The sequence below is a fragment of the Microbulbifer taiwanensis genome (assembly GCF_014904815.1).
Lineage (GTDB): Bacteria > Pseudomonadota > Gammaproteobacteria > Pseudomonadales > Cellvibrionaceae > Microbulbifer > Microbulbifer taiwanensis.
This window is the reverse complement of the sequence record NZ_JACZFR010000045.1, coordinates 1-6,625: the sequence shown is the minus strand read 5'-3', so window position 1 is coordinate 6,625 and position 6,625 is coordinate 1. Positions and strand designations below refer to the sequence as shown.

The 6,625-nt window shown below is 63.2% G+C and carries 9 protein-coding genes; 2 read left to right on the top strand and 7 right to left on the bottom strand.

Annotated elements, in window-relative coordinates; translation table 11 throughout:
* Positions 1 to 83: 83 nt before the first annotated feature.
* Genes IG627_RS15855 through IG627_RS15840 form a run of 4 tightly spaced genes read right to left on the bottom strand, consistent with a single transcriptional unit; the run spans position 84 to position 3,884 of the window.
* Positions 84 to 1,232: an ATP-NAD kinase family protein gene (locus IG627_RS15855; protein WP_319024586.1), complete on the bottom strand. Its 1,149-nt coding sequence runs from the start codon at positions 1,230 to 1,232 to the stop codon at positions 84 to 86.
* Entirely contained in the window at positions 1,229 to 2,404 is a 1,176-nt protein-coding gene (locus IG627_RS15850; protein WP_319024585.1) for a 4-phosphoerythronate dehydrogenase, read from the bottom strand. Before IG627_RS15850 ends, IG627_RS15855 begins: the two co-directional genes overlap by 4 nt.
* Positions 2,401 to 3,303, bottom strand: coding sequence for a 5'-3' exonuclease (locus IG627_RS15845; RefSeq protein ID WP_193193392.1), 903 nt, complete (start codon positions 3,301 to 3,303; stop codon positions 2,401 to 2,403). The genes IG627_RS15850 and IG627_RS15845 overlap by 4 nt, the downstream gene beginning before the upstream one ends.
* On the bottom strand, positions 3,300 to 3,884 hold the full coding sequence (locus tag IG627_RS15840) for an elongation factor P hydroxylase (protein WP_226865274.1): 585 nt from the start codon (positions 3,882 to 3,884) through the stop codon (positions 3,300 to 3,302). The genes IG627_RS15845 and IG627_RS15840 overlap by 4 nt, the downstream gene beginning before the upstream one ends.
* Positions 3,885 to 4,191: 307 nt before the next feature.
* Between IG627_RS15840 and IG627_RS15835 the strand changes: the two genes are divergently transcribed.
* A complete protein-coding gene (locus IG627_RS15835; protein WP_193193390.1) occupies positions 4,192 to 4,878 on the top strand; it encodes a hypothetical protein in 687 nt (228 codons plus the stop codon).
* 135 nt (positions 4,879 to 5,013) lie between these two features.
* Here the strand turns inward: IG627_RS15835 and tusA are convergent, their stop codons facing one another.
* On the bottom strand, positions 5,014 to 5,247 hold the full coding sequence (tusA, locus tag IG627_RS15830) for a sulfurtransferase TusA (RefSeq protein WP_193193393.1): 234 nt from the start codon (positions 5,245 to 5,247) through the stop codon (positions 5,014 to 5,016).
* A gap of 159 nt (positions 5,248 to 5,406) precedes the next feature.
* Between tusA and IG627_RS15825 the strand changes: the two genes are divergently transcribed.
* Positions 5,407 to 5,694 carry an antibiotic biosynthesis monooxygenase family protein gene (locus tag IG627_RS15825; protein ID WP_193193388.1) on the top strand — a complete coding sequence of 96 codons (288 nt, stop codon included), beginning with the start codon at positions 5,407 to 5,409 and terminating at the stop codon, positions 5,692 to 5,694.
* On the opposite strand, the gene IG627_RS15820 is transcribed toward IG627_RS15825, so the two are convergent.
* Positions 5,669 to 6,316, bottom strand: a complete 648-nt coding sequence (locus tag IG627_RS15820) for an alpha/beta fold hydrolase (RefSeq protein WP_193193386.1) — start codon at positions 6,314 to 6,316, stop codon at positions 5,669 to 5,671. The two genes, IG627_RS15825 and IG627_RS15820, sit on opposite strands and share 26 nt — an antisense overlap.
* Positions 6,309 to 6,533, bottom strand: a complete 225-nt coding sequence (locus IG627_RS15815) for a YheU family protein (RefSeq protein ID WP_193193384.1) — start codon at positions 6,531 to 6,533, stop codon at positions 6,309 to 6,311. The genes IG627_RS15820 and IG627_RS15815 overlap by 8 nt, the downstream gene beginning before the upstream one ends.
* Positions 6,534 to 6,625 lie beyond the last annotated feature (92 nt).

The following is a 6,625-nucleotide window of genomic DNA, read 5'->3' as shown; positions in this document are numbered from 1 at the left end:
GGAGGGATGGGCAAACCGCAGCGTCCCTCCCAGCGGGGGTTCATGGGCCCGCAACCCTTTGCCCATCCTACGAATTCGATTCATCACACGCCTCCGTTACTGAGCGGATACAGGATCGCATCCCGGTAACCGGTGATCACGCGAATAAAACCGCTCCACTCCTCGTCCAGCTGCAGATCGCCGCTGTCCACCAGCAGCGGCCGGCCGCCGAGTTCGGTAATTTTGGTCTTGGTGGCGACGACGACCAGGTTGTCGCGCCCCACGGCGCGCAGCACCCCGGGCGAGAACTGCTGGTTGCCGCGGCCGATCAGGTGGCCCTGGCCACCGATGGCGGTGAGGACGATTTTTACCGGGCCACCGTGTGCTTTGATCGCCTGTTCAATCTGCGGCGCATTGACATCCGCGGCGACCAGCTCGCCATCGCGCAGCAGGTCCACGCCCAGCAGCGTGCCCTCGCAGCCTACTTCATTCAGCACTGCCAGGGTGGTGGAGCCGGGGCCGACGATATAGAGGGTGTCCGGATCCAGCTCCTCGACCAGGTCGGCGGCGATATCTGCCACCGCCAGCTCTTCCACCTCGCGCCCGGCATTTTTTACCGCCTGCAGGAAATGGCCCTCCTCCGGTACCAGCAGCTCGCCGTAGTAGCGGGTGCTGACGCGCCCCTCGCGAAAGGACTTCTCGTCGATATCGCGCACTTCGCGCTGGTGCAGGTCCACCAGCTGCCCCGCCATCAGCCGCCGCAGAATTTCACCGGCGGCCCTGGGGGATATCGCAAAACAGGCGGAGTGCATCTTTACCCCGGCAGGTATGCCGAGCACCGGAAAATCGTCACCGAGGGCATTGACGAGATTGCGCGCGGTACCGTCGCCGCCGACAAAAACGATCAGGTCGGAGCCTGCGTCGCGGATCGCCCTGGCCGCGCTTTCGGTATCCGCCGGCGTGGACGGACTGCTTCCGGCCCGGCCGACAACCTCGGTGCGAAACTCGAACGATTTCGCTATGTCCTCACCCATATCACCGGCAAAGCACAGGATTTCCAGTTGCTGCGAAAACGGCTTCAGCGCCTCGAGAGCAATGGCTGCACGCCTGTGGGACTGGGGCTCTATGCCCGCCGCCAGGGCCTGCTCAACTGTCTCCGCACCGTCACTGCCCTTCAGGCCCGCCGGGCCACCGACACCGGCCCAGGGATTGATGATGAGTCCGAGTTTTTTCAGTTGCACGTCGCTCTTCACTCCAGGCCCAATATTTTCAATTGACTGCGCTGCAACTCAGTCAGCACGGCGCCGTCGATACGGTAGTGGGAGAACTCCAGGCGCTCGGGGTAATCGCGGCGCAACTGGTCGAACGCCCTGGCCATCGGCAGCTCGCCTTCTGCGGCCACGCGCAGGCGCTGGTCGTCTTTGCGCGGGTCGTAGATCAGCAGCAGCAGTGCGGCCATTGCAGCGAAACCGGAAGACCCGCCCGGAGGAGCGGCCCGGCGGGGGGCGGCCGGTGGCCGCGATAGATCTCTCCAAGGCAACTGACATTGATCGCGGCCACCGGCGGATGGCCGCCCCACCGCTCCTACAGCGACACCGAGTCCCGATTTATCCAATGCCTCGCGGATCATCCGTGTCCCCGCCAGCTTGCCATCCAGGCTGTAGCCGGCGATATGCGGCGTGCCTATATCCACCAGCTCCAATAATTCGGTATCAATATCCGGCTCGTTTTCCCACACATCCAACACGGTAGTGAATTGCCTGCCCCGGCGCAGCAATTCCAGCAGTGCGCGGTTGTCCACCACGGCACCGCGGCCAGCGCTGATCAGCACGGCGCCGTCCTTTATCCGTGCCAGCTGTTCGGCGCCGAGCATATGCAGGCTTGGATGAGGACCGCCCTTGACCAGCGGCGCATGCAGGCAGATCACATCCTGCTGCAATACCCTGTCGAGATCCGCCGCGTCCGGGTTGTCCGGCAGCCAGGGGTCATAGACGGCACAGGGAATATCCAGGGCGCGCAGCCGCTTCTGCAGCAGGCCGCCGACATTGCCGCAGCCGACAATACCGAAACGACGGCCATTCCAGTCGTGATTCAGCGCCGCCAGAGCACTGAAGACATATTCCACCACCGAATTGGCGTTGCAGCCGGGGGCAGCGCTCCAGTGTATGCCCTGCCTTTCCAACCAGCCGGTATCCAGGTGATCGGTACCGATGGTACAGCTGCCCACAAAGCGCACCGGCGTGCCGGCCAGCAGCGCCTCGTTGACCCGGGTGACGGAGCGCACCAGCAGGATATCCGCATCCCGCAGCTGCTCGCGGGTCATGTCACGCCCGGGCAGGCGCACCAGGGTACCCAGATCGCCGAAGCAGTCTTCCAGCGCGGGGATATTTTCGTCGGCGACGATCGTCAACTCTGCCTTTGTCACACTGTTTCCCTGTTGTCGACGGCCAGTGTCCGCCCGATTTTAGCCTTGAGGCCACCGATGCCGAATTCCTCTGCCAGGGCCTGGGCCACCTCTGCATCGGCGGGCTGCGGTTGCAGCTCGGCCAGCTCGATATTCAGATCTATCTGTTCCTCCAGGCTCGCCAGGCGCTTGGCCAGCTCTATCTGATCCGCGTATTCCTCGAGTCGTGCCGCGATTCCGGCCGCGCCACGCAATTTCAATCCGGCCACCCGCTCGGTTCCCTGCAGCAGAGTTTCGATATCGTCGAATTCCGCCAGCAGCCGCGCGGCCGTCTTGGCGCCTATGCCGGGCACACCGGGAATATCGTCACTGCTGTCACCCACCAGGGCCAGGTAGTCGGCAATCTGGCCCGGGCGCACGCCGAACTTGGCCTGAATCGCGGCAGCATCGGAGTGCTTGTCGGCCGCGAAGTCCCACAGACTGGTGGCGCCGCGCTCGAGCAGCTGACCCAGGTCCTTGTCGCGGCTGACGATAATCGGGCCCTGCTCGCGGCAGAGGCGGGTCAGGGTGGCGAGGATATCGTCCGCCTCGTAGCGCTCGCTGGCGAAACTGGCGATGCCCAGGGCCTCGGCCATCTCCCGGCAGGCGGCCAGCTGGTAGGCCAGGGCCTCGTCCGGCAGGGCGCGACTGCACTTGTAGTCCGGGTAGAGGTCGTTACGGAAACAGCTGCCGAGGGACTCGTCGAAGGCACAGGCGATATGGCGCGGTTGCCTCGCCAGCATATCCAGCAGGAAGTTGGTAAAGCCGTACACCGCCTCGGTGGCGTAGCCGCAGCGGCTGGTCCAGTTGGGCGGCAGGGCGAAGTAGTAGCGGAAGATATAGACGGAGGCGTCTATCAGGTAGGTCGCTTGCCTTGTCACGCCAGCTCCGCCAATCGGTAGAGGGACGGATTCAGCGGGTCCGGGCGCCCGAATTCCAGTGCCAGGGCTAGGGCAAAGGCCCCGGCGCGCTCGTTCACACCCCCGTTACAGTAGTCCTGTACCTGCAGCCAGATGGCGCGCTTGAAGGCGCAGCTGGGCCCCAGGGCACTCTCCAGGTTATCGGCGCTGACCCGGAAGGGCAGACCGCAGGCACGGGCAAAGATCCACTCCAGCGCCTGGGGCTTGACCTCCACCCGCTCGAACTCCACCTGCTGCGCCTCGCTGCGCCCGTCCGGCGCATACCAGTAGCCGTAGTCCGGCAGCTGCCGGCGCGTGGGGCCGGCCACACACCAGTGGGCGGCCTCGTGCAAAGCGCTGGCCGGGTAGTCGCGAGTGAACTCCACCCGGTGGTAGCGCAACGCCTCCCCCACAGGCCTGTAGTAGGGCTCCTCGAAGCCGCCGCACAGGCGGGTATTCAGACCGCCGGGACCGGCAAAGCAACGGTTGAAGACCGCCGCTATACGATCGGACAGGGGTTCTGCCGTCGCGATCTGGGCCTGTTCGAGACTGGATACAGACAAGGAGCTCTCCCGGGGGCGCAAAGGCGGGGACTATATCAATGCCACCGCCGGGAGCAAAGTCATGCAATGCCACCAACGGGATAACCAACTGATCTAAAACGCTGGTTGTATTTCGGCAAATCAGCATATACCTTTAGAGACAGGGACACCGGAAAGGGGCCCCTGCCCTTTGACCGGATTCCCCCAGGGGGGGATAAGCAGTCAAATGCCCTCCTGCCCCAGTCTTCGTTCAGAGATAGGGCACTCGCGGTACGCTACATCTTCTGAATGGAGACGGTATATAACCGGCCCTGCAAGGAGGTGCTCCATGACCGACCACAGTTACACCAACGTGGTTGACCTCTTCACCGGCGAGCCGATCGAAACTTCTGCGAGCAGGCGTTTTATTCGCCTGTCGCCGGAGCTAGACGGCTTGGAAATGCTCTACTCCAACAGCTCCAGCGGCACTGACCTCTACAGCCTGAAAATTCTGTGCTGGGGCCTCAAGGCAAATGGCGAGGTCGTCGGCCTCGTCCCCTGGTTAAACTCCATCGTGGCCTGTCCGGACATCAAGGACCCTTTAGACGGACGCTTTGAGGGCTACTACGACCCGGGCATCGAGGAAATATTCCACGAGCCCCCCATCCACAAAATCGTCGAGTTGGAGACGGCGGCAGAATATTTCGAGTACGAGAGCAGCAAGGCCGAAGAGGTGATGCAGGAGATTCCCGACACCATCGGCACCCACGGGGTGTTTATGGATGCACAGCGGGAGAACCTGACACTCACCGAAGTCGTGAGCTGGCGGCTGTATGCCAGCGGGGAGATTCACGGCATGCTGATCGATCACGACATAGTGGAGACCACACCGGTGCTGCCGGGCGACTTGTGCCTCTACCCGGCGCAGGAGGCTGAGGGCTTCCGCTATTTCTTTCAGCACCATATCGCCAACAAGATCAAATCCGAGGATCCGGAGGCGCTGGCGGCCATTGCGGCGCTGGTGACTTCGCCTTAGGGCCCGGTTGGCAGGCCGTTGACAGAAGCCCTCGGGGCGAACCGCTTGGTTCGCCCCTACCACTCTCGTCATTCCGGCGAAGGCCGGAATCCAGGAGCCTCAGACTGGATACCGGCCTTCGCCGGTATGACGAGGTCAACTAGCGGCCTTTCTGATCCAGTAGATAAACTCGTCCTTCTCCTCGGCGTGCCGAACCAGCTCGTAGCCGAGGAACTGGCAGAACTTGGGCACGTCCCGCTGGGTGGAGGGATCGGTGGCGATCATTTGCAGCACTTCGCCGGGAGCCACCTTGCGCACGGCCGCGTGCAGCATCATGACAGGTTCCGGGCACAGCAGGCCGCGGGCATCGAGACTGTGTTCTGGTTTCATGGGATCTGACTTCATTGCGCCATTTTCCGGGATTTGCTGCCTGTCGTCATCTGCAAGTTTGCCTGACTGGTCGGCCAAATTGCCCCCCTTAGCGTCTATCCTCAATTTGCGCGCCCGCGCTAGAATCCACACAGATCATGGGTTAATCAAGAGCAACAGATGATTTACGTTTTGATTGAACGGGAAATCGCCCCGGACATGCAGAGCACCTACGAGGACGCGGCGCGCAAGATACTGACCCACGCCTACCGCACGGTGGGCTTTGTGGAGGGGCAGACCTATATCGAAAAAGACAATCCGCTGCGCCGCTTCACCCTGTCCAAGTGGCAGTCGGAGCTGCACTGGCAGCACTGGTACACCAGTGAAGACCGCCGCGCGCAGATGTCCCTGCTGGCGCCGGTGCTGCAGAACGAGGAGAAGATTACGATTCTGGAGGCCGCAGGATAAATCCTGCCACCGCATCCACCGCCGCCTGCCAGTGCTGCTCCCGTGTGAAACCGCTGGCGCGGCGCGGCTTGAGATCGTGGTCGCCGTCTTCCAGCCACTCGACGCGAATCGCTTCCGGCAAGCCGTAACCGGCCACTTCCCCGGCGCTACCCAGCGGATCTCGGCTGCCCTGCACTATCAGGGTCGGGCAGGTCAGCGTCAGCAGGTGCCCGGTGCGCAGTTTGTCCGGCTTGCCGCGCGGGTGGAAGGGGTAGCCCAGGCACACCAGCCCCGCCACAAGCTCCCTGTCGAAATATTCCTGGGCCAGCAGGCTCGCCACCCTACCACCCATGGACTTGCCACCGATCGCCAGTGGCAGCTTATCCCCCTCCTTCACAGCCTGGTCGATCCGCTCACGAAAGCAGTCCTGTAATTGCGGCATTCGGTTCGGCGGGCGCCTGCTGCCGCCGCTGCGCCGCTCGGCCATATAGGGGAATTCGAAGCGGATCACCTCTATGCCGCGCGCGCAGAGACCGGCGGCAATAGCCTGCATGAATTCGCTGTCCATGGGCGCGCCGGCACCGTGGGCGAACAGGAAGCGGGCCCTGGGCTGCTCCGGCCGCTCGATCAATACTTCAGGCATCTTTCGGCAGGTCCTCTGCCAGCAGCAGATTGACCGACTCCTCCCCAGGCTCAAACCAGATCACCACCTCGCCGGATTGCAGCTGGCGGCGCAGGCTGGCCACCTTGTCTTCCAGGCTCACCTCGCGCTCGCCGTAATCGGTGCCGTCGCGGGTGGCGTACTCCTCCAGCAGGTTCTGCAGGGTGTCGGGGTCCAGTTGTCGGAATGGGATGATCATCGGTTTTACATCTGACAATGTAGGAGCGGGGGGGGGGGGCCCCCCCCCCCCCCCCCCCCCCCCAACACCAAACTTCTGGTTGTGGGGGGGGG